General features: G+C 61.1%; 19 protein-coding genes and 1 riboswitch. Of the genes, 10 read left to right on the forward strand and 9 right to left on the reverse strand.

Annotation, left to right across the window (positions count from 1 at the left end; all coding sequences use genetic code 11):
* Nucleotides 1-10: 10 nt before the first annotated feature.
* The 4 genes from I3J13_RS09940 (at nt 11) to ribB (ending at nt 2,783) form a co-directional block, all read left to right on the forward strand.
* Entirely contained in the window at nt 11-796 is a 786-nt protein-coding gene (locus I3J13_RS09940; protein WP_338081636.1) for an adenosylcobinamide-GDP ribazoletransferase, read from the forward strand.
* A 19-nt stretch (nt 797-815) separates the two neighbouring features.
* The gene (locus tag I3J13_RS09945) at nt 816-1,007 is read left to right on the forward strand and encodes a DUF1289 domain-containing protein (protein ID WP_196378701.1); all 192 of its coding nucleotides are present in this window, start codon (nt 816-818) and stop codon (nt 1,005-1,007) included.
* Entirely contained in the window at nt 1,004-1,711 is a 708-nt protein-coding gene (locus I3J13_RS09950) for a TIGR02281 family clan AA aspartic protease (protein WP_196378702.1), read from the forward strand. Before I3J13_RS09945 ends, I3J13_RS09950 begins: the two co-directional genes overlap by 4 nt.
* A gap of 159 nt (nt 1,712-1,870) precedes the next feature.
* A riboswitch (FMN riboswitch) is annotated at nt 1,871-2,021 on the forward strand.
* A 120-nt stretch (nt 2,022-2,141) separates the two neighbouring features.
* On the forward strand, nt 2,142-2,783 hold the full coding sequence (ribB, locus tag I3J13_RS09955; protein ID WP_196378703.1) for a 3,4-dihydroxy-2-butanone-4-phosphate synthase: 642 nt from the start codon (nt 2,142-2,144) through the stop codon (nt 2,781-2,783).
* A gap of 241 nt (nt 2,784-3,024) precedes the next feature.
* Here ribB and I3J13_RS09960 read toward each other — a convergent pair whose 3' ends face one another.
* From I3J13_RS09960 to I3J13_RS09975, 4 genes are all read right to left on the reverse strand, one after another.
* Entirely contained in the window at nt 3,025-3,813 is a 789-nt protein-coding gene (locus I3J13_RS09960) for an SDR family oxidoreductase (RefSeq protein WP_196378704.1), read from the reverse strand.
* Nucleotides 3,814-3,827: 14 nt separating this feature from the next.
* Nucleotides 3,828-5,306 carry a sugar ABC transporter ATP-binding protein gene (locus I3J13_RS09965; protein WP_196378705.1) on the reverse strand — a complete coding sequence of 493 codons (1,479 nt, stop codon included), beginning with the start codon at nt 5,304-5,306 and terminating at the stop codon, nt 3,828-3,830.
* A 118-nt stretch (nt 5,307-5,424) separates the two neighbouring features.
* Nucleotides 5,425-6,354 (reverse strand): sugar ABC transporter substrate-binding protein, encoded by a 930-nt coding sequence (locus tag I3J13_RS09970; RefSeq protein ID WP_035262239.1) that lies wholly within the window; start codon nt 6,352-6,354, stop codon nt 5,425-5,427.
* 133 nt (nt 6,355-6,487) lie between these two features.
* Nucleotides 6,488-7,468, reverse strand: a complete 981-nt coding sequence (locus I3J13_RS09975) for an ABC transporter permease (protein ID WP_065655910.1) — start codon at nt 7,466-7,468, stop codon at nt 6,488-6,490.
* A gap of 439 nt (nt 7,469-7,907) precedes the next feature.
* On the opposite strand from I3J13_RS09975, the gene I3J13_RS09980 reads away from it, so the two are divergent.
* The 5 genes from I3J13_RS09980 (at nt 7,908) to I3J13_RS10000 (ending at nt 13,049) form a co-directional block, all read left to right on the forward strand.
* Entirely contained in the window at nt 7,908-8,717 is an 810-nt protein-coding gene (locus I3J13_RS09980; RefSeq protein WP_196378706.1) for a transketolase, read from the forward strand.
* A complete protein-coding gene (locus I3J13_RS09985; RefSeq protein ID WP_196378707.1) occupies nt 8,717-9,673 on the forward strand; it encodes a transketolase family protein in 957 nt (318 codons plus the stop codon). The genes I3J13_RS09980 and I3J13_RS09985 overlap by 1 nt, the downstream gene beginning before the upstream one ends.
* Nucleotides 9,674-9,789: 116 nt before the next feature.
* The gene (locus tag I3J13_RS09990) at nt 9,790-11,259 is read left to right on the forward strand and encodes an FGGY family carbohydrate kinase (protein WP_196378708.1); all 1,470 of its coding nucleotides are present in this window, start codon (nt 9,790-9,792) and stop codon (nt 11,257-11,259) included.
* A 20-nt stretch (nt 11,260-11,279) separates the two neighbouring features.
* Nucleotides 11,280-12,239 carry a sugar-binding transcriptional regulator gene (locus I3J13_RS09995; RefSeq protein WP_196378709.1) on the forward strand — a complete coding sequence of 320 codons (960 nt, stop codon included), beginning with the start codon at nt 11,280-11,282 and terminating at the stop codon, nt 12,237-12,239.
* Nucleotides 12,240-12,263: 24 nt separating this feature from the next.
* The gene (locus I3J13_RS10000) at nt 12,264-13,049 is read left to right on the forward strand and encodes an SDR family oxidoreductase (RefSeq protein WP_196378710.1); all 786 of its coding nucleotides are present in this window, start codon (nt 12,264-12,266) and stop codon (nt 13,047-13,049) included.
* A 171-nt stretch (nt 13,050-13,220) separates the two neighbouring features.
* Here I3J13_RS10000 and I3J13_RS10005 read toward each other — a convergent pair whose 3' ends face one another.
* The 5 genes from I3J13_RS10005 to I3J13_RS10025 all read right to left on the reverse strand — a co-directional run bounded on the left by I3J13_RS10005 (nt 13,221) and on the right by I3J13_RS10025 (nt 19,668).
* Nucleotides 13,221-13,982: an ABC transporter permease gene (locus tag I3J13_RS10005; RefSeq protein WP_003520396.1), complete on the reverse strand. Its 762-nt coding sequence runs from the start codon at nt 13,980-13,982 to the stop codon at nt 13,221-13,223.
* Nucleotides 13,979-14,905: an ABC transporter ATP-binding protein gene (locus tag I3J13_RS10010; RefSeq protein WP_003520395.1), complete on the reverse strand. Its 927-nt coding sequence runs from the start codon at nt 14,903-14,905 to the stop codon at nt 13,979-13,981. The genes I3J13_RS10005 and I3J13_RS10010 overlap by 4 nt, the downstream gene beginning before the upstream one ends.
* 104 nt (nt 14,906-15,009) lie before the next feature.
* Nucleotides 15,010-15,831: a sulfite exporter TauE/SafE family protein gene (locus I3J13_RS10015; protein ID WP_035261319.1), complete on the reverse strand. Its 822-nt coding sequence runs from the start codon at nt 15,829-15,831 to the stop codon at nt 15,010-15,012.
* A gap of 485 nt (nt 15,832-16,316) precedes the next feature.
* Nucleotides 16,317-17,615: an extensin-like domain-containing protein gene (locus I3J13_RS10020; RefSeq protein ID WP_196378711.1), complete on the reverse strand. Its 1,299-nt coding sequence runs from the start codon at nt 17,613-17,615 to the stop codon at nt 16,317-16,319.
* A gap of 238 nt (nt 17,616-17,853) precedes the next feature.
* Nucleotides 17,854-19,668, reverse strand: coding sequence for a methyl-accepting chemotaxis protein (locus I3J13_RS10025; protein WP_196378712.1), 1,815 nt, complete (start codon nt 19,666-19,668; stop codon nt 17,854-17,856).
* 242 nt (nt 19,669-19,910) lie between these two features.
* On the opposite strand from I3J13_RS10025, the gene I3J13_RS10030 reads away from it, so the two are divergent.
* Entirely contained in the window at nt 19,911-20,225 is a 315-nt protein-coding gene (locus tag I3J13_RS10030; RefSeq protein WP_003520391.1) for a DUF1883 domain-containing protein, read from the forward strand.
* Nucleotides 20,226-20,257: the final 32 nt, after the last annotated feature.

The raw sequence follows: 20,257 nt of genomic DNA on the forward strand, positions 1-20,257 counted from the left end.
CGGAGAGAGCATGAAGGCCGGGGATTTTATAACAGATGTCATGCATTCCCTCGCCTTTCTGAGCCGCCTGCCCGTTCCCTCGCGGTTTTTCGATGATGCCGACGGCGTGTCGATGCGCCGCACCGCCCGCGCCTTTCCCGCCGCCGGCCTGCTGATCGCCCTGCCCGCCGCTTTCCTTATTGTGGTTTTCGCAGCCTTAGACGCCTCTCCGCAGCTCACCGGCTGGCTCGCCATCGGCCTGATCGTGCTCATCACGGGGGCTCTGCACGAAGACGGCCTGGCCGACATGGCCGACGGTTTCGGCAGCGGCAAGGAGAAGGCCCGCATGCTTGAGATCATGAAGGACAGCCGCATCGGCAGCTATGGCACGATTGCCATGATCCTGTCCTTTGCGCTTCGCGCCACCGCACTCGCCTCGCTCATTGAGACGCTGCCGGCAAAGACCGCCGCCGCCACCCTGATCGCCGCGCTTGTCCTGAGCCGCGCCCTGATGGTGTGGCACTGGCAGTCCCTGCCCGCCGCCAAAACCTCCGGCATCGCCGCCGGCGCCGGTCAGCCGGGCACAAGCGAGCGCAACATCGCGCTGGTGATCGGGCTACTGCTTTTCACACTCTTCACGCTGCACGCGCTGCCGCTTCTGTCGATTGCCCTCGTGCTGGCGGCAGCCTTTCTGGCAGCCGTCCTTTTCGGCAGGCTCTGCGACAGGAAGATCGGCGGCCATACCGGCGACACCATCGGTGCGTGCCAGCAGATCACGGAGATCGTGATTCTCATCGCCCTTGCCCTTGCGGCGTGACGGCCTGATATAAATCATCATGGAAACACCCTGCATCCATATCTGCCGCCTCGACGCAACCAGCAGCCTCTGCATCGGCTGCGGGCGGACGCTGGATGAAATCGGCGGCTGGGCGGGGTATAGCGACGAGAAGCGCCGCGAAATCATGCGGTTGCTGCCGCAAAGACTGGCAAACCTGCCCGAGACCGCCAAGGAGACGCATACCGCATGAACAGGCTGACCATCGTTCTCCTCCTGCTGGCCGTCGGCCTTGGCCTGCTTCTCATCAATCACGACGGCGGCCGAACGCTCGGCATCGATAACGATCAATTCGCCCACGTGCTTTATCTTCTGCCCATTGCGGGCCTATTATCGGCCGGCATTCTGGCGGGAAGACGCGGCAGCCTCAGTACCGTCATCCGCCAGCTCGCCGTCTGGCTCGTCATCATTCTCGGCCTCGTCTCGCTCTATCTCTATCGCTACGACCTGCAATCCTTCGGCGACCGGCTGCTGGGCGGCCTGATGCCCGGCCGCGCCGTGGTGGTGACGACGGCTGGCGGCGAACAGGAAATCGTCCTGCATAAATCGATGAGCGGCCATTTCGAGGCGAATGTCGGCGTCGAGGGCAAGACGATCCACATGCTGGTCGATACCGGTGCAAGCTCGGTGGTGCTCGCCAATGCGGATGCGACCGCAATCGGCATCGACACCACAAATCTCCGCTATACCGTACCGGTGATGACCGCGAATGGCCGCACGGCGGCAGCCCCCGTCACCCTGTCGGAAATCAGCATTGGCCCGATCATGCGACGCAACATCTCCGCCCTCGTCGCGCAGGATGGCCAATTGGGCCAGAGCCTGCTCGGCATGAGCTTCCTGTCGACGCTCGGTTCGCTGCAGATGCAGACCGATGAATTACGATTGCGGGATCGATAAACCTCAGCCTGTTGCGATTCACTTTCCGGGTTCACACGAGCTGTCGGCCCCGGAAAGGAAATACCCCATTGCGACAGCAATCGGGATATTCTTTTCGCGCATAGGGATAACGGCAGGCCATTGCCCCTTGATTCCTTCCCATTTGATAATTTATGTTGGTTCCGTTCTCAGGGCGGGGTGCAACTCCCCACCGGCGGTATCGGGATTTTTCCCGGAGCCCGCGAGCGCTTCCGGTCTCCAAAGCCGGAAGGTCAGCAGATCCGGTGAGAGGCCGGAGCCGACGGTATAGTCCGGATGGAAGAGGACAAGGCATAGGACGCCCGCGCGTGAGCGGGCTTCGCATTGCATTGTTCGCCCAAGGGATATTTGGCGCTTCTTGAAGCGCGAAAATGCCGCCAAACGGCATAACCCTTGAAAGGCTTGAAAGAAAATGACCATTGCTAAAATTGAAGACGCCATCGAAGCCATTTCCCGTGGTGAGATGGTGATTGTGGTTGACGACGAAGACCGCGAAAATGAAGGCGATATCATCGCCGCCTCCGACAGCATCACCCCACAGCAGATCGCCTTCATGATGAACCATGCGCGCGGGCTGATCTGCGTCGCCATGCCGGGCGAGCGTCTCGATGCGCTCGACATTCCGCTGATGGTGTCGCGCAACACCGAATCCCTCAAGACGGCCTTCACCGTCTCGGTGGACTATATTCCGGGCACGACCACCGGCATTTCCGCCGCCGACCGCGCAAAGACCGTGCGCGCGCTGGTATCGGAAGAATCGCGCCCGGAAGATTTCGCCCGCCCCGGCCACATCTTCCCGCTGCGCGCCAACCCGCAGGGCGTTCTCGGCCGCACCGGCCACACCGAAGCGGCCGTGGACCTTTGCCGCCTCGCCGGAAAATTCCCATGCGGCACCATCTGCGAAGTCGCCAATGACGACGGCACCATGGCCCGCCTGCCCCAGCTCGAAGTCTTCGCCGAACGTCACGGCCTGCTGGTCGTGACGATCAAGGACCTCGTTTCTTATCTAAAGGGCGAGGTTATTGAGGAAGTATCGCAGAAGCAGGTTGCCTGATCCGCACGTGCCTGCGTTGTGAATACGAAAACGCCCGGCAGGAGCCGGGCGTGAAATTCTTGATTGAGGCGCTAAAACCTCTCTCCTGCGTCATCCTCGGGCTTGACCCGAGGATCCACAACCCAGCCGCCCATGGATCCTCGGGTCAAGCCCGAGGATGACGTGCAGTGTGGTGAACCGCCGATTGAAGCGGTCGTCTATGTCTATTGGACAAAGAACCTCAGCACTTCCGCACCAAACCCTACCAGCAGCAGAAACCGCCATCCACCAGCAGGTCCACGCCCGTCACGAAGCTCGCCGCATCGGAGAGCAGGAAGATCGCCGGGCCGACCATTTCATCCACACCGGCCATGCGCTGCATCGGCGTCTGCTCTTCGAACAGCTTCGTCTGGTGCACCATTTCCGGCCGCGTATTCATCGGCGTCGCCGTGTAACCTGGCGAGATGGTGTTGACGCGGATGCCACGCCCCACCCACTCCATCGCCATGGATTTCGACATGTGGATGACACCCGCCTTCGAGGCATTGTAGTGGCACTGCATCAGCCCGCGATTGACGATGACACCGGACATGGAGGCGATGTTGACGATTGCACCGCGCCCGTTCTTCAGCATGGCGTTGGCTTCCGCCTGGCAGGAGAGGAAAACGCCCTTCAGGTTGATGTCCATCATCGTCTGGAACTGGCTTTCCTCCATCTCCTCCGCCGGATTGGCATTGGCGATGCCGGCGGCATTGACGGCGAGCGACAGCGCCCCCAGTTCGGCCTCAGTGCGGGCGACCGCATCGGTCAGCGCCTCTTTGCTGGTGACGTCAGCTGCGATCTGGATCGATTTGCGGCCGGCCTTGGCGATGAAATCGGCCGTCTGCGCCAGACCGTCATCGGTGCGGCGGTCAAGCAGCGCGACATCGGCGCCCGACTGGGCAAGCCCCATGGCGATCCGCTGGCCGATGCCGGAACCGGCGCCGGTGACAAGCGCCACCTGGCCGGAAAGATCGAACAGTTTCGGCGCGTTGAGCGTGATGGTGGACATCTCTGTTTCCTTCTTCAGATGGTTGCCAGTTCCATGACCGAGACGTCGTTTGCTTCGTCGCGGTTGAGGATGCCGGCCTGTTTTCCCTGCGCAAGCACGAGGATGCGGTTCGAAACGCCCAGCACCTCCTCCAGATCGGAGCTGACGACAATGACGGCGACGCCGTCTTTCGCCAGACCGACGATAATATCGTAAATGCCCGCCCTCGCGCCGACATCGATGCCGCGGGTCGGCTCGTCCAGCACCACAACGCGCGGATTGCGGGCAAGCCATTTGGCAATCACCACCTTCTGCTGGTTGCCGCCGGAAAGATCGGATGCCGGCTGTTCGCTGCGGCCTTTGACGCCGAATTTGGCGATCGCTTCCCTGGTAAAGGCGCGCTTGATGCGCGGCGTGATCCAGCCGGTACCGACGCGGTCGAGATTGGCATAGATCAGGTTTTCACCGATCTCGTGCTCGACCACCAGCCCCTGCAATTTGCGGTCTTCCGGCACCATGACGATGCCCTTGGCAATCGCATCCGCCGGGCTTTTCAGCGTCAGCACCTTGCCATCCAGCAACACCTCACCCGCACTCGTCGGATCGGCGCCGGAAATGGCCCGCACCAGTTCGGTGCGTCCCGCACCGATCAGACCGGCAATGCCGAGAATTTCACCGGCGCGGACGCCGAAGCTGATGTCGCGGAAAGCATTGTTCACGCCCGTCAGCCCTTGCACTTCCAGCACCATCTTGTCCTGCGGCTCCGGCAGTGTCGGAAACAGGCGCTCCAGCGAGCGGCCGACCATGCTTTCGACAATGGTGCGCACCGGCGTCGCGCTATCGGCGAATTCATGCACCCGCTCGCCATCGCGCAATACGACGATGCGGTCGGTGATCTGTTTGATCTCTTCCATGCGGTGGGAAATATAGATGATGCCCACGCCCTCGGCGCGCAGCTTGCGCACCTGCTCGAACAGCGCCTGCGTTTCCGCGCCGCCAAGTGCCGCCGTCGGCTCGTCGAGGATCAGAAGTTTGGCGTCCAGCGCCAGCGCCTTGGCGATTTCGATCAACTGCTGATTGGCGGTCGAAAGGCCGGCCACCTTGCGGGTTGCGGGAATGTGAAGGTTGAGACGCGCCAATTGCTGCTGGGCTCTGCGCACCATCTCGGCGCGGTCGACAACGCCGTTCTTCATCGGCCAGCGGCCAATGAAGACGTTTTCGGCGATGGAAAGCTCCGGCAGAAGCTTCAATTCCTGATGGATGAGCACGATGCCCTTGTCGATCGCCTCTCGCGGCGAAGACGGCGCATAGGGCTGCCCGAGCCATGTCATCGAGCCTTCGGACGGTTCACGCGAACCGGCGATGATGCCTGACAGCGTGGATTTGCCCGCGCCGTTTTCACCCAGCAGGGCCACCACTTCGCCGGGATAAACATCGAGATCGACGTTCTTCAGAACCTCGAGCGGGCCGTAACGTTTGCTGATGCCACGGAGCGAAAGAACCGGCTCGCGCATGACGGGACCTCCCAGGACAGGATCGCGGCGGAGATACGCCACAGCCTTGTGTCCAAATTGCATAAAGACAAACCAATGAATGCCCCGCGCATCCCATCGGAGGCGCGGGGCGGATGCATCAGGGATGGTTGGCGATGAAGCCTTCGACATTTTCCTTGGTGGTCAGCGTCGCATCGGAAAGCTGCACGGCCGGAACCTTCTCGCCGCCGACGATCTTGACGGCCATCTCGACAGCCGTGCGGCCCATCTTCTGGGTCTGCTGTGTTGCGGTCACGTCGAAGACGCCGTTCTTCAGCGCCTCAAGCGCCGCCGTATCGCCATCGAAGCCGCCAACGACGATCTTCTGCGAGGGATTGGCGACCTTGATCGCCTGCGCCGCGCCAAGCGCCAGACCGTCGGCCTGCGCAAAGACGATGGAAACATCCGGATTGGCCTGCAGCATGTTCTGCATGATCTGGAAGCCTTCGTCCTGGCTCCACATGTTGGACCACTGTTCGGCAACGATCTTCACGCCGGAATTGGCCTTCACCGATTCCATGCAGCCCTTGGTGCGGTCCACTTCCGGCGTCGTGCCCTTCTGGCCGTGGATGATGACCATCTTGCCCGAACCGCCGGCCTGCTTGATGATGTAATCGCAAACCGCCTTGGCGGAAGCGACGGAATCGGTGGCGAGGAAGGTATCGCCCGGCGCGCCATCGGCATTGCGGTCGATGTTGATGACCGGAACGCCGGCGGCCTTGGCAAGCTTCACCGGAACGGTCGCGGCAGCGGCGCCGGCCGGAATATAGATCAGCGCATCGATATTCTGGGTCAGCAGATCCTGGATCTGGTTCACCTGTGTCGGGCCGTCGCCCTTGGCATCGACGGTGACGACGGCAATGCCGCGCGTCTTGGCTTCAGCTTCGACGGCCTGCTTGATCTGGTTGAAGAAGTTCGCCTGCAGATTGGCGACGGCAAGGCCGATCTTCTTGACTTCGGCGGCATTGGCAGAGCCGAGCGACAGGGCGAGAAGGGCGGCGGATGTCAGCAGAATGCGTGAAAATTTCATGATTATTCCTCCATTTGTTGATTGTTGACCTTCGGGCAGATCGAACCTCCTCCCCTCCGGCCGTTTATTTCACGCCTCCCCATAAGGAGGGTCGTTTATTGCGCGGACGGCTCAGCACCCTCCGCAGGCAAATTCAGCTTCTGCGGCGGCGCAATGTTTCAGCGCCAACGGCCAGCACGATGACGACACCGATGATGACCTGCTGGAGAAAGGGAGAGACGTTGAGCAGGTTGAGGCCGTTGCGCAGCACGCCGATGATCAGCACGCCGATCAGCGTTCCGCCGATGCCGCCCGCACCGCCCGAAAGCGAGGTTCCGCCGATGACAACGGCCGCAATCGTATCCAGCTCGTAACCGAAGCCGCTGGAGGGCTGCACCGAGTCGAGACGTGCGGCGAGAACGATGCCGGCAAGACCGGCAAGAACCGCGCAGGCGACATAAACGCAGATCGTCACCAGCGGCACATTGATACCGGCAAGGCGCGCCACTTCCGGGTTACCGCCCACCGCATAGACCGTGCGGCCTTCCGAACGGAAGCGCAGGAACAGCCAGGAAACCAGAACGACGACGAGCATCAGAAGCACGGTCGCTGTCAGCACGCCGAAATGGCGGTCGATTGCCAGCATCATGAACCAGTCAGGGAAACCGACAATCTGCTGTCCATCGGTGATCATGTTGGCGAGACCGCGCGCCACCGACATCATGGCCAGCGTGGCGATGAAGGCCGGCACCCGAAAAGCCGTAACCAGAATACCGACCACGAGGCCGCAGGCGGCGGACGCGATCAGCGCCAGCACGATGGCCATGCCCATCGGCATGCCCGCCACATTGGCCGTCCAGCCCATGATCATCATCGACAGCGCCAGAACCGAGCCGACAGACAGATCGATACCACCAAGCAGGATCACGAAGGTCATGCCGACGGCCATGATGCCGAGCACGGTGATCTGGTCGAGAATGTTGAGCCCATTGCGCAGCGACAGGAAATTCTCGCTGGCGAAGGTCAGAAACACGCAGAGCAGCAGCAGGCCCAAAAGAGGTCCGGTCGCACCGCTCAACCAGGCAAGCGGGCTCCTGGTGTGCGTGACCCCCTCATTGCGTTCAATCGCGGACATGGCTCCTCCCGGTGACTGTCTTGCATTTTTTAAACCGATTAGAATAATTATTCATAATCGGTGAAACATGCATAAGCCAGTTTCGAGAAGCTTGTCAATAGGGCGTTAATGGCGGGACGGACCCTGCGGAGGATGGGATGGCTGGCGACTTACGTTCCCACCCTCATTCCTGTGCTCGTCACAGGAATCCAGCCGACGCGCGTCTACGCGGCGAGAAAAACCCTTCAGCCCAACGACTTGGGCTCACTGAATTCCTGCGACAAGCACAGGAATGAGGGCGGTGGAGATGCTCTTCACCATGAATGCGAATGTAGCGGCAGAAATAACCAGCACGGATTGAAACAAGAGAATCCGCAATTCCGGCTTGACAGAAACGCCATCTCTGCAATTATATAAATAGCTGTATAAATATTCACACGCATGTTTTGAAGAGGATTCCATGCAGTCCCAGGAGCTAGAGCGCATTGCGCGCCAGATTCGCCTTCGCGACGTACAAGCCGTTTTCGAAGCGGGTGCGGGCCATGTCGGCGGCGAAATGTCTGCTATCGACATCATGACGGCCCTTTATTTCCGCGTCCTGCGCATCTGGCCGGATGATCCGAAGAACCCTGCCCGCGACCGTTTCGTGCTTTCCAAGGGCCATACGGCCTGCGCGCTGTATGTGACGCTCGCCAAGCGCGGTTTCATCCCGGAAGAGGAAATCTCGACCTTCCTGCAGCCGAATTCGCGCCTCAACGGCCACCCGAACTGTAACAAGGTGCCGGGCGTCGAAACAAATACCGGCCCGCTCGGCCATGGATTGCCCGTCGCCGTCGGCATGGCGAAGGCGGCCAAGCTTTCCGGCGCGGACTACCACACCTATGTGATGACCGGTGACGGCGAGATGCAGGAAGGCTCCAACTGGGAAGCCATCATGTCCGCCGCACAGTTCGGCCTGAACAACCTGACGCTGATCGTCGATCACAATCGCTTCCAGCAGGGTGCGGCGCTTTCGGAAACCAACGATGTCGCACCGCTTCGCCCGAAGCTCGAGGCTTTCGGCTGGGAAGTCAGCGAAATCAACGGCAACGCCATGGCGGAAGTCGTGCCGGCGCTGGAGCATCGCGGCGACCGCCCGCATTGCGTTGTCGCCCACACCAACAAGGGTCATGGCATTTCCTTCATGCAGGACCGCGTCGACTGGCACCATAAGGTTCCGAGCAGGGAACAATATGAAATCGCCGTCAAAGAACTTTCGGAGGCATTGTGATGAACGCGCCCGTAACCGCCGCCAAGCTTTATGACTGCCGCGACGCCTTCGCCGAAACGCTGGAAGCGCTGGCCGCCGGCAATGACAAGGTCGTCGCCGTCTGCAACGATTCGGTCGGCTCCTCGAAACTCGGCGGCTTCAAGTCGAAATTCCCCGAGCGCCTCGTGAATGTCGGCATTGCCGAACAGAATATGGTCGGCGTCGGCGCGGGTCTCGCCAATGGCGGCCAATTGCCCTTCGTCTGCGGCGCATCCTGCTTCCTCACCGGTCGCGCGCTGGAGCAGATTAAGGCCGACCTCGCTTACTCGAACGCCAATGTGAAACTGATCGGCATCTCCTCGGGCATGGCCTATGGCGAACTCGGCCCGACGCACCACTCCATCGAGGACTTCGCCTGGACCCGCGTTCTGCCGAACCTGCCGGTCATCGCCCCCTGCGACCGCATCGAGACGGCGGCAGCCGTCAAATGGGCGGCGGACTATGCCGGCCCCTGCTTCCTGCGCCTGTCGCGCGTCGGCGTGCCGGATCTGCTGCCGGAAGGCCATGTCTTCGAACTCGGCCGCGCCAACCTGCTGCGCGAAGGCTCCGATGTGACGCTGATCGCCAACGGCACGCTGACGCACCGCATCGTCAAGGCCGCCGACATTCTGGCAAGCCGCGGCATCAAGGCCCGCGTGCTGAACATGGCGACCGTGCGACCCATCGATGAGGCGGCCATCGTCGCCGCAGCAAAGGAAACCGGCGCGATCCTGACGGCAGAGGAACATTCGATCTTCGGCGGCCTCGGCTCCGCCATTGCCGAAGTTGTGGTCGATCAGGCCCCCGTGCCGATGAAGCGCCTCGGCGTTCCCGGCGTCTTTGCTCACACCGGTTCCGCCGAATGGTTGCTTGATGAATTCGGCATGGCTCCGGCGGCCATTGCGGATGCGGCCGAAGCGCTGATCAAGAGAAAATAAAGTCTCCTCCCAGAGTCGTCGCGTGTCTTCGGATGCGCGGCGACACCCTTTCTGCAATATCGTCGTTTAATCGCCGCAAGGCGGAAACGAAAAACTGCCGACGAAAGACTCACGTAATGCGCGCCATTCTGTCCATCGATCAGGGCACCACCAATTCCAAGGCCATTCTCGTCTCGGAAAGCGGAGAGTTGCTGGCGCGCGGCTCATCACCGGTCGGCATCGCCTATCCGCAGCCCGGCTGGGTGGAACAGGAGCCGCAGCGCATCTGGGCCTCGGTCTGCGAAGCGATCTCCGCCTGCCTTGCCGCCGCGCCCTCTAACGTCGATATCGCAGCCATCGCCATCTCCAACCAGCGCGAATCCGTGACCATCTGGGACGGCGAAACCGGCGAGCCGCTCGGCCCGGTGCTCAGCTGGCAATGCCGCCGCACGGCGCAGGATTGCGCCGAACTGATCGAAAAGGGCCATTCCGAGCGCGTCATGGCGCTGACCGGCCTGCCGATCGACCCGATGTTTCCCGGTGCAAAAATGCGCTGGCTGCTGGAGCGCGCGCCGAAGGGGCGCAGGCTCCGCCTCGGCACCATCGATAGCTGGCTCATCCATTGCTTCACCGGCGGCAAGGTCCATGCCTGCGACGCCTCCAACGCCGCCCGCAGCCAGGTGCTCGATCTCAACCGGCAGGTCTGGAGCGATGAGCTTTGCGGCCTTTTCGGCATCGATATCGACACCCTGCCCGATCTGCGCGACAGCAGCGGCGATTTTGGCGTCACATCAGGCGTTCCCGGCATCAAGGATGGCACGCCGATCCTCGCCGCCATCGGCGACAGCCACGCCGCCCTCTTCGGCCATGGCGCCTTCAATCCGGGCGATGGCAAGGTAACCTTCGGCACCGGCTCCTCTGTCATGACGACCCTGCCGCATTTCATCGCGCCCGAACGCGGCATCACCACCACCGTTGCATGGCGGCTCGGCGGCAAACCCACCTTCGCCTTCGAGGGCAATATTCTCGTTTCCGCCGCCTCCCTGCCCTGGATGACGGAGATTCTCGGCCTGCCCGATGTCGCCGCCCTCGTCGAGTTGGCCGCCACCGCCGAGCCAAACGGCCCCGGCTTCGTGCCGGCCTTCGTCGGTCTTGGCGCACCCTATTGGGATACGAATGCGCGTGCGCTTTTCTCCCAGATCAATTTCAGCACCAGCCGTGCCCAGATGGCCCGCGCTGTCACCGATTCCATCGCCTTTCAGGTCCATGACGTCTTTGCCGCCATGCGCGCGCAGTCGCCCGCCGGTTTCGGGCGGCTGTTTGTGGATGGCGGGCCGAGCCAGAACCGTTTCCTCATGCAATGCGTCGCCGATATGCTGGAGCATCCCGTCATCCAGCGCGATGCGCCGGAAGCCTCCGCGCTGGGTGCTGCCTATCTCGCCGGCCTCGCCCTCGGTTTCTGGAGCGATCTTACGGCCATCGCCGCCCTTGCAAGCCAGGGCAACACCATCGCGCCCGCCAACAGCGAAAGCCGGCAGCGGCTCGGCATCTGGCGCGACGCGATTGCCCGCTCGACCTTGCCTGTAACCTCGGGTAATGGTGAATAAAAATTCACCCTGGAGGGCTTATGGGCAGGCTAAACGAACTTCGAATGATTTCCCGCGTGGCGCAGATGTATTTCAGCGAGCACAAGCGACAGGCGGAAATCGCCCAGCATCTCAATCTCTCGCAAGCCACCGTCTCGCGCATGTTGAAGCGCGCCGAGGCGGAAGGCATCGTCCGCACCAGCATCATTCCGCCGCCCGGCACCTATAGCGATCTCGAAGCGCAGCTACGCGAACGTTTCGACCTGCCGGAGGCCATCGTTGTCGATTGCAGCGAGGATCGCGATGGCGCGATCATGGCCCGCATCGGCGAAGCGGCGGCGCATTTTCTCGAAGTGACACTGTCGCAGAACGAGATCATCGGCGTTTCCAGCTGGAGCCAGACGATCTTCAAGATGGTGGAAAACATCCACCCGCTCAAAGGCGCCAAGGCCCGCTATATCGTCCAGACGCTGGGCGGCATGGGCGACCCATCGGTACAAACGCATGCGACCCAGATCACCACGCGTCTGGCGCGACTGACGGAGGCAGAACCGAAACTGCTGCCGGTGCCGGGCGTCGCCACATCCCGCGAGGCGAAGCTTTTGATGCTCGCCGATCCCTTCGTGCGCGAAACCATCGATCTCTTCGGGTCGATCACCCTCGCCGTCGTCGGCATCGGTGCGGTCGAGCCGTCGGAGCTTCTCGCCCGCTCCGGCAACATCTTTTCCGCCAAGGAACTCGCCGATCTCGCGCAGGCGGGTGCGGTGGGCGACATATCGCTCCGGTTCTTCGACAGGCAAGGCAAGCCGGTGAAGACGCCGCTCGACGACCGGGTCATCGGCCTGCCGCTGGAAAACCTCTCCAATGTCGACCGCGTCATTGCGCTGGCCGGCGGTTCGAAAAAGACCGAGGCGATTGCCGGTGCGCTCAGAACCGGTGTGATCGACGTGCTTGTCACTGACAAATTCACCGCCGAACGACTGGTCGGCAAGGAAACATAGCCAAAATCCCATAAAGGAGGAGACATGAGGCGCTTTGAAGGTCAATCCGTATTCGTGACCGGAGGCAACAAGGGCATCGGTTACGGCATCGCCCGCCGTTTTGCCGAGGAAGGTGCGAAAGTCGCCATCGCCTCTGTCGACAAAGACACGCAGGATGCCGCCAAAAAACTCGCGGACGAAACCGGCGCCACCACCCATGGCCTCATCCTCGACGTTCGGGATGCGGCAGCGGTGCGCGAGGCCTATGGCGCCGCCGAAGAGGCGATCGGCCCGCTTTCCATCTCCGTCCAGAATGCCGGCGTCATCACCATTTCCAAGATCGAGGAACTGACGCAGGAACAGTGGGATTTCAACCTCGACGTCAATACCAAGGGCGCCTTCCTCTGCTGCCAGGAGGCGATCCGCCGCTTCCGCGAAAGCGGCACCAAGGGCCGCCTCGTCAACACCGCTTCCGGTCAGGCGCGGCAGGGTTTCATCTACACCCCGCATTACGCCGCCTCGAAGTTCGGCGTCGTCGGCCTGACGCAAAGCCTTGCCAAGGAACTCGCGCCTGAGGGCATCACCGTCAACGCCATTTGCCCCGGCATCATCCACACCGAAATGTGGGACTATAACGACCGCGTCTGGGGCCAGATGCTGGGTGAGTACAAGCCCGGCGAACTGATGGCCGAATGGGTGCGCAACATTCCCATGCGCCGCGCCGGAACGCCCGCCGAAGTGGCCGCACTGGTGGCGTTTCTGGCTTCCGACGACGCGGCCTATATCACCGGTCAGACGATCAATGTCGATGGTGGGTTGATTATGTCTTGAGGCTCGTTTGGGAACTGGGCAACACGCTGCCCCAATCTCCCTCATCTCTGTGCTTGTCACAGAGATCCAGCCAGCCCAAGTCCTTGGGCTGGAGAGACTCTTCCCGCCGCGCAGACGCGCGTCGGCTGGATTCCTGTGACGAGCACAGGAATGAGGAGGTAGGCCGTACCGTCAGTTGCGCAGCCTATACCCCGTCTTGAACATCCAGCCGACAACACCGAGGCAGAGCGCCAGAAACAGCGTGATCATCGCAAGGCTGATGGCAGGATTGACGTCGGCGATCTCATAGAAACTCCAGCGGAAACCGCTGATGAGATAAAGCACCGGATTGAAGTGGCTGACCGTCTGCCAGAAGGGCGGCAGCATGTCGATGGAATAGAAGCTGCCGCCAAGGAAGGTCAGCGGCGGCACCACCAGCATGGGTATGAGGTTCAGCTGCTCGAAATTCGTCGCCCAGATGCCGATGATGAAGCCGAACAGGCTGAAGCTCACCGCCGTCAGCACGAAGAACAGGATCATCATGAACGGATGGGCGATGGTGATATCCACGAAGAAGGAAGCCGTTATCAGGATGATCGTGCCGATCATCAGCCCCTTGGTCGCCGCCGCCCCGACATAACCGGCCAGAATTTCCGTCATCGCCACCGGAGCGGAGAGGATTTCATAGACCGTACCGGTGAATTTCGGGAAATAGATGCCGAAGGAGCCGTTGCCGATACATTGCGTCAGAAGCGTCAGCATGATAAGGCCGGGCGTTATGAACGCGCCGTAGGAAACACCGCCAACCTCCTGAATCCTCGAACCGATCGCGGTTCCGAATACGATGAAATAGAGCGAGGTGGAAATGACCGGCGAGACCACGCTCTGCAGCAGGGTGCGACGCGTGCGCGCCATTTCGAACAGATAGATGGCCTTTATGGCTTCGAAATTCATTTCTGGCCTCCCACCAGCGAAACGAAGATATCCTCAAGCGAACTCTGCCGCGTTGAAATATCCTTGAAATGGATGTTGGCGGCGAAAAGAGCGCTCAGAACATCGGCAATGCGACCCTGCTCGCCATTGTCCTCAATTTCATAGGTAACGGTGCAGCGGTCATCGGAAAGCGTCAGACCGAAGGGCGCAAGACTGTCGGGCAATTGCTCCACGGGCTGGGCAAGCTCCAGGAAAAGCTGCTTGCGGCCGAGTTTCTTCATCAACGCCGTCTTTTCCTCCACCAGCAGCAATTCGCCGCCATTGATGACGCCCACACGGTCGGCAATCTCTTCCGCCTCTTCGATGTAATGCGTGGTGAGGATGATGGTGACGCCCTTGGCGCGCAGCTCGGAAACCACATTCCACATGTCTCGGCGCAGCGCCACATCCACGCCGGCCGTCGGCTCGTCAAGGAACAGAACCTTCGGCTCATGCGCCAGCGCCTTGGCGATCAGCACACGCCGTTTCATGCCGCCGGAAAGCTCCCGCAGCATATTGTCCTTCTTGTTCCAGAGCGACAGGGATTTCAGGATGCGCTCGATCAGTTCCGGGTTCTTCTTTTGCCCGTGCAGGCCGCGCGAGAAGCTGACGGTGTTCCACACCGTCTCGAACTGGTCTGTGGTCAGTTCCTGCGGCACGAGGCCGATCAGGGCGCGGGTCTGGCGAAAATCCTTCACCACATCGTGCCCGCCGACAAGCACCGAACCTTCACCCGGATTGACGAGACCGCAGACAATCGAGATCAGCGTCGTCTTGCCAGCACCGTTCGGACCGAGAAGAGCAAGGATTTCCCCCTCTTTGATATCGAGGCTGACACCTTTGAGCGCCTGAAAGCCGTTTGCGTAGGATTTTGTCAGATTCCGTATCGAAACAATGGCATTCATGGCGAATCTTTCGAAAAACCGAGTAAGATGCACGCCATATAGGCCGGGAAAGGCGCAAATGCCAGTCCGACGGGCTGAACACTGCGTTCGGCGAAGAGGGAAAATCAGCCGTAAACGCTATAGAAAAACTGCGCCGCAACGAAGACCAGAAACAGTCCGAAGGCGCGCTCCAGCTGCTTCTTGCTGAGCGCGTGCGCCAGTCGCGCGCCATAGGGCGCAACGACAAGCGTGATGGGGATCAGCAGCACCACGGCGATCCAGTTGATGAAGCCGGTGGAAAATGGCGGCAGGCCCGCATCGCCCCAGCCGGCCCAGATATATCCGAGGAGCCCCGGCAGCGAAATCAGCACACCGACGCCGGAAGACGTGGCGACCGCCTGATGAATGGTGCGCCCGTAAAGCGTCATGAAGGTGTTGTTCATCACCCCGCCGCCCACGCCCATCAGGCCCGAAAAAAGCCCGATGCCGGTGCCCACCAGAAAACGGCCCGGGTTTTGCGGCAGGTCGGAACCGAGATGCCAGCTTGCCCGGTTGAAGATCATCCGGAAGGCAAGCGCCAGCGCGATGAAGGCGAAGATCAGCCGCAGCGCAACGCTCGAGGCATGGGCTGCAACCACGGATGCGAGGATGGTGCCGAGCGGCACGGCGACGATCCAGCCCTTCAGCAGATCGATATCGACCGCACCCTTCTGACGATGCGTCAGGAACGAGCGGATGGAAGTGGGCACGATAATGGCGAGCGACGTGCCGAGCGAAAGATGCATGCGCACCGCCTCCGGCACATCCAGCAGCCCGAAGACCTGGTAGAAGACGGGCACCAGCACAGCACCGCCACCGATGCCGAACAACCCCGCCAGAAGACCGGCGACCACACCCGCTGCCGCAAGCGCCGCAGCAAAGACCATCAGCTCTGAAACTGGGGGCATAAAGGCAGGCTCCCGAGGGCCGTTGTCACAAACATGTGACCCTCATAGCGTATCAGAAGAACGCGGCAAGCCATGTTGGCCGCAGGTCAGTACGGCGCGATGTCTTTTGCCGCACATCCGCGCCGGATGGACCACTCCATGGGATCGTTTCCCATTGCATGCCCTTGCAAAGACGCCGATATCCCCCCGATAAGGCTGTCTTCTTCAACCGGCCTTCGGGCCGGTCTTTTTTTGTGGGGTGTGACAGAGGAGTTGGAATTCCGACAAGTGAATCCGCACTTCCGTCATTCCGGCCTTGAGCCGGAATCCAGCCAGCTCAAGTCCTTGAGCTGAAAGGAGTCTTCCCGTCGCGCTGACGCGCGTCGGCTGGATTCCGGCTCAAGGCCGGAATGACGGAAGTTGCAAACATGACGCATTACAGCGAGCGTCTAAAACGCCGCCCGACTATAGCCCTGCCCAATCACGCCGTTCGCGTCTCAATCCCCCTAGTCACAATGCCTGTAACCTGACTTGCGGGTGCGCAGGTCGAAGTGAAAATGGTTCCAGTGATTGGGATCGCTGCCCGGTCCGAGAACGGTGGAGAAATATTTGCAGCTGTCGGACCTCACCGCCTTCAGCAGCGCTTTTTCGCGGAAGGCGAAGAAGCTCTTGCTGCGCACGTCGATTTCCTTGCCGTTCTTCAGCGTGATGGTGCCGATATCGATGGCGTTGCCGCGTGCATGTTCGGACCACGGATTGCTGGAGCGTGAATTCATCTTGCGGCAGGAATAACCGCCCATCGGCGTGATGCGGCCGACGCCGGAGAGATAACGGAAGCGCGAGGATGGCACGAGCTCGAACTTCACCCATTTGGCGAAGGCAAGCGTGACCTGGCAATTGAGCTTCACCGCCGGCCGGATGGCGACGCCGCTGGCGAGACCGCTGAGCTCGATCGGATAGTCGATACCGCAGGTCGGACCGTCGGCAATACGCGCGACATCCCGGAAAGCGACGCCAAGGCGGCGAAGTTCGGAGCGGCAGGCAACTTCGGAAGATGGCATGACGCCGGGCGGCATCGAGCGGTTGCTTTGCAGCCCGCCGCCAGCCATCGGATCGTTCGGCATCACCATCGCCACCTCTTCCACCGGCTGACGACGGGAGGAGGCGCCGAGCGGCGGCGGCGGGATGAGCCGCGATTGGCTGGCCCGTTGCGGCTGGCGGGCCGGAGGAAGGGCCACGGGATTATCGGTGCCGATACCATCCACCACCGGCTGCGCCGAAGCACCTTCGGCAATATCCGCATCCTGTTCTTCGGCAAGTCCGCGAACCGGCTCCACGCCCAGCATGGAATCCATGTTCACGCCGCCTTCGCCTTCGGCGATCTGGTTGCTGGTCATCTGCTGCGCGGGCATGGTCTGCCCCTGCATCGTCTGGCCCTGCATTGTCTGTGCCGGCATATTGCTATGGCCGCTTGCCGCCATGCGCGCCTGATGCTGGGAATCGAGTGTCGAATAACCCTGTCCGCCCTGCGGCGATTGCAGCAGGGGATCCTGCGAGGCGTAAGGCTCCGGCATCGGCTGTGAAACGGCTGCCGGATAATCGGCGCCCTGCCCGGCCTGCTCGGCCTGATACACCGCACCCGCCGGCGCGCTGTAACCCTGCTGCCGCGAGGAGCGGATGGCGCTGACGCGTGTGGTGCCGTCCACCTCCGCCGGTGGCACGAGGCCCTCCGCCGAACACGACACCATGACCGTGGAAATCATCAGCAACGTCACAAGACGACGCGGAAGGGAAACATACGCCATACGAGAACCTGTACCTTCAGCGGCCGCTATTCGCGGCAATACAGGATAAATTTTAAAGAAATGAGGTAAACGAAACCTTATTGGTTGCGGGAAATAACGAATGATGTGTTTGGCGCAGTCCCATCCACACAAGACCGCGACAATCGCGTCCGATGACGACGCCGGCGGATAAAGTCCTGCCCATAACAAAAGGGCGCGGCCAAAGCCGCGCCCTTTAACTTTCCTGAAACACCTGAAATCAAGCAGCCCGCGAAACCTCGCGCCCGGCACCATGTCCAAGCTCGAAACGCGACAGCAGCGAGCGCAGCTGGCGGCTTTCCTCGGCGAGCGTCTGGCTTGCCGCCGTCGTTTCTTCCACCATGGCGGCGTTCTGTTGTGTCATCTGGTCCATGTGGTTGACGGAGGTGTTGATCTCCTGCAGGCCGGTCGCCTGCTCGCGCGCCGCCGTGGCGATGGAGTTCACATGCCCATCGACACGATTGACCAGCGCCACGATCTCCTCCAGCGCATCGCCCGTCGAACGCACCAGTGCGACGCCGCCGCCGACTTCTTCGGCCGAACGGTTGATGAGGGTCTTGATTTCCTTGGCCGCATTGGCGGAACGTTGCGCCAGTTCGCGAACCTCCTGCGCCACCACGGCAAAACCACGCCCGGCTTCGCCCGCACGCGCCGCCTCAACACCGGCATTCAGCGCCAGAAGATTGGTCTGGAAGGCGATTTCGTCGATGACCGAGATGATCTGGCCGATGCGCTTCGACGACTCCTCGATGCGGCCCATGGCGTCGACGGCATTGCGCACGATCTCGCCCGAGCGGCCGGCGCTGGTTTTCGTGTCCTGCACCATCTGCCGGGCCTCGTTGGCACGCTCGGAAGCGGTGCGCACCGTGGCGGTGATCTCGTCCAGAGCCGCCGCCGTCTCCTCCAGCGCCGCTGCCTGCTGTTCGGTCCGGCGGGAAAGATTGCCGGTAGCACCGCTGATGTCGGAGGCGCTGTCATTGACCACATGGCCGGTTCTGGCAATCGCCTCGATCGCGCCGTGCAAGGCGCCGACGGCACGGTTGAAGTCCATGCGCAGCTTTTCATAGTCCGCGCCGATATCCGCAAGCGAAACGGTCAGGTCGCCATTGGCAAGCGCCTCAAGCGCATTGCCAAGGCGCTCCATGGCATGGGCCTGCCGCTCGGATGCGGAACGCAGAACCATCTCGTTACCGTGCCGCTCCTGCTCCAGTACCCGCTGCTGATCCGCCTCGCGGGCCTGCAGCGCGCTGCGCTCATTGACGCTGTCGCGCAGTACCAGCAGCGTCTTGGCAATCGCGCCGATTTCATTGCGACGCTCGGCGAACTGTATATCTGCCGCGCCGTCACCGTCGGCAATCCGCCGCATGCTCTGGCGGATAAGATCGATCGGCCGCGTCACGCTGCGCACGACGGCTGCGGCCACGCCGACAACCAGAAGACCGGCGGCGATGCAGAGACCGCCATTAAAATAAACGTCGCGCCAGAATACCGCTTCAAGATCGTCAACATAAACACCGGTGCCGACAATCCAGCCCCAGGGGGCGAAGCCGGCGACATGGGAAAATTTCTCGACCGGCTCCGGCGCGCCGGGCTTCGGCCAGTAATAATCGACAAAGCCCTTGCCGCCCGCCTTGACCGTATTCACGAACTCAACGAACAGCGCCTTGCCGTTCGGGTCCTTGTTGGCGGTAAGGTCCGTGCCGTTCATTTCGGGTTTGATCGGATGCATCACCATTTTGGGATGCATGTCGTTGATCCAGAAATAGCCGCTGCCATTGCCGTAGCGCATTGCCGCAATGGTCGTCTTGGCCTGCTGTTGCGCCGCCTCCCGCGTCAGGCTCCCGCCCTGCTCCAGCCGGTAATATTGATCGAGAATGGCAACAGCGGTTTCGTTCATTGCCGCAAGCCCGGCTTTCCGTTCGCGCTCCATTTCGTGGTAGCTTTCAAACAGGCTGAATGTCAGGGCCGCGGCCAGTATTGCCAGAAACAATGCGACGAGCGCATAAAGGCGCGTAGATATTGTTACGTTTTTCATGTTCCCCCTCAACGTCGCTGATGCACTTCGACCAGCCGATGTTAAAGGCAAAAAATTTATTATTATTAAATACACATATTATACGTTGGTATTATTCTTATATTCTCATACTCCTTGGCGCCACCATGCCAGACAGGCACAGCAAGCGTGAATTTTCAAACCGGCCGGCGGCATTTAAAGACACCGTTAACCGTGCGGCCCCTATCCTCTTTGACCGAAATTACTTTACAGGGAGGGCGTGGATGGCCCGGCCGAATTTTCGCTATACGCATTATGACCTGAAGGAATTGCGGGCAGGAACTACCCTTGAAATATCCCTGTCAGCCGTCAACAATGTCCGGCTGATGACGGGCGCGAATTTCCAGCGTTTCACCGAGCTGCTCGATTTCAAATATCTCGGCGGCGTCGCGAAAAAATCGCCGATCCGCATCGCCATTCCCGAGACATTGCACTGGCATCTGGTGATCGATGCCGAAGGCCATAGCGGCCTGGCAGAATCCTCGGTCAAGATGCTGCCCGCGCAGCCGCAGGCGGCACCGCATCGCAAGGCATCCTGATCTTCCTTAAAAAACAGCGAGTTGTCGCGGTT

It is taken from the genome of Agrobacterium leguminum (assembly GCF_015704895.1).
GTDB classification, from domain to species: domain Bacteria; phylum Pseudomonadota; class Alphaproteobacteria; order Rhizobiales; family Rhizobiaceae; genus Agrobacterium; species Agrobacterium leguminum.

Coding starts and splice junctions, on each gene's coding strand:
- ribB (WP_196378703.1), top strand. CDS start 2,142: ATGACCATTGCTAAAATTGAAGACGCCATCGAAGCCATTTCCCGTGGT.
- I3J13_RS09945 (WP_196378701.1), top strand. CDS start 816: ATGGAAACACCCTGCATCCATATCTGCCGCCTCGACGCAACCAGCAGC.
- I3J13_RS09980 (WP_196378706.1), top strand. CDS start 7,908: ATGCAGTCCCAGGAGCTAGAGCGCATTGCGCGCCAGATTCGCCTTCGC.
- I3J13_RS09965 (WP_196378705.1), bottom strand. CDS start 5,306: ATGCGCGAGCCGGTTCTTTCGCTCCGTGGCATCAGCAAACGTTACGGC.
- I3J13_RS10010 (WP_003520395.1), bottom strand. CDS start 14,905: ATGAATGCCATTGTTTCGATACGGAATCTGACAAAATCCTACGCAAAC.
- I3J13_RS10000 (WP_196378710.1), top strand. CDS start 12,264: ATGAGGCGCTTTGAAGGTCAATCCGTATTCGTGACCGGAGGCAACAAG.
- I3J13_RS09960 (WP_196378704.1), bottom strand. CDS start 3,813: ATGTCCACCATCACGCTCAACGCGCCGAAACTGTTCGATCTTTCCGGC.
- I3J13_RS10020 (WP_196378711.1), bottom strand. CDS start 17,615: ATGGCGTATGTTTCCCTTCCGCGTCGTCTTGTGACGTTGCTGATGATT.
- I3J13_RS09985 (WP_196378707.1), top strand. CDS start 8,717: ATGAACGCGCCCGTAACCGCCGCCAAGCTTTATGACTGCCGCGACGCC.
- I3J13_RS10015 (WP_035261319.1), bottom strand. CDS start 15,831: ATGCCCCCAGTTTCAGAGCTGATGGTCTTTGCTGCGGCGCTTGCGGCA.
- I3J13_RS10005 (WP_003520396.1), bottom strand. CDS start 13,982: ATGAATTTCGAAGCCATAAAGGCCATCTATCTGTTCGAAATGGCGCGC.
- I3J13_RS09940 (WP_338081636.1), top strand. CDS start 11: ATGAAGGCCGGGGATTTTATAACAGATGTCATGCATTCCCTCGCCTTT.
- I3J13_RS09975 (WP_065655910.1), bottom strand. CDS start 7,468: ATGTCCGCGATTGAACGCAATGAGGGGGTCACGCACACCAGGAGCCCG.
- I3J13_RS10025 (WP_196378712.1), bottom strand. CDS start 19,668: ATGAAAAACGTAACAATATCTACGCGCCTTTATGCGCTCGTCGCATTG.
- I3J13_RS10030 (WP_003520391.1), top strand. CDS start 19,911: ATGGCCCGGCCGAATTTTCGCTATACGCATTATGACCTGAAGGAATTG.
- I3J13_RS09970 (WP_035262239.1), bottom strand. CDS start 6,354: ATGAAATTTTCACGCATTCTGCTGACATCCGCCGCCCTTCTCGCCCTG.
- I3J13_RS09950 (WP_196378702.1), top strand. CDS start 1,004: ATGAACAGGCTGACCATCGTTCTCCTCCTGCTGGCCGTCGGCCTTGGC.
- I3J13_RS09995 (WP_196378709.1), top strand. CDS start 11,280: ATGGGCAGGCTAAACGAACTTCGAATGATTTCCCGCGTGGCGCAGATG.
- I3J13_RS09990 (WP_196378708.1), top strand. CDS start 9,790: ATGCGCGCCATTCTGTCCATCGATCAGGGCACCACCAATTCCAAGGCC.